Source organism: Ligilactobacillus ruminis DSM 20403 = NBRC 102161 (assembly GCF_900113455.1).
GTDB lineage: Bacteria > Bacillota > Bacilli > Lactobacillales > Lactobacillaceae > Ligilactobacillus > Ligilactobacillus ruminis.
Genome location: NZ_FOPI01000058.1, coordinates 1 through 1,109, shown reverse-complemented (window position 1 = coordinate 1,109; position 1,109 = coordinate 1). Strand labels below are relative to the sequence as shown.

Here is a 1,109-nt window from a genome sequence, read left to right as displayed (position 1 = left end):
TTGGATTGATAACCGCAACGATCGCACACGTACAAATGTTGCTGATGATTACGGTTATTTTTGTAAATACGACCACATTTTGGGCATCGCTGGCTTGTGTATTTAGCTGAAACTTGAACCACTTCGCTTCCGACTAAATGAGCTTTGTATGTCAAGAACTGTGCTAATTGATAAAAAGCCCATGAAACCTGCTCATAACGTTGTGTTTTTGTTACTTTTTCAGTTGCGAATCGCACATTTGCCAGATTTTCCAAAACGAAGAGGGTGTCTGCTCCGTAACGATTAACGAGTGTCTTTGATAACTGATGATTAATATCAGTCATCCAGCGGTTCTCTCGTTGACCGATTTTCTTTAAACGACGTTTGGCAGATTTGGTTCCCCTGCTTTGCAGTTGCTGACGCAATCGCTTAAATTTGCTCCGTTTGCGTAGTGCTTCCTGGCCTTGGAAAAACAGTGTTTTTCCGTGTTCATCATAAGCAGTCGCCAAGAATCGTAATCCGCGATCAATGCCAACCACATGTTGTGATTGTTCTTTCAGGTAATCCGGCAGTTCTTTAGTTGCGCTAATGTGCATATACCATTTGTTGCCAACATGGAGAATCTTAGCCATGCCGAATTCCCAAGTACCGTTTAAATATTGATCGAATCCTTGACAGGTAAACGGCACTTTTATACGCCCGTTAACTGTATTGATAGACATAATGTGATTGTCCTTAAGCGACCAATCACGATTGCGTTGCAAGTCCAGTTGAGGACGTTTGAAATTGATAGGATGCCATAACCAATCCAGGGTACGGGTCTCATTTTTCCAAATATCGTTGCCGTATCGATCTTGTTTGCCCGTATTGTAGCGATAAGGCTTTTGAGCCAACTGCGTTTTAACCGTTCTGTAACGGGCAACGACGTTACGGATTGCGGACTGAGCCATTTGTGCTTTTAATCCATAATCATTCCGCAATTGGTGATACAATGCCTTGTTCAGCTTTGCTTGAGCCATTTCAAAGCTATGGTCAAACATATACTGAGAAACCGCATTACAAGCTCGTCGGTATTGTTCTAAGGATTTGGTCAAAACCGATTCATCCAATGATGACTGTAGCTTTAATTT

1 protein-coding gene is annotated in these 1,109 nt (G+C 42.0%); it reads right to left on the bottom strand.

Annotation, left to right across the window (positions count from 1 at the left end; translation table 11 throughout):
* A partial coding sequence (locus tag BMZ95_RS10580) for an RNA-guided endonuclease TnpB family protein (protein ID WP_074786646.1) occupies positions 1–1,109 on the bottom strand: 1,109 nt, incomplete at both ends.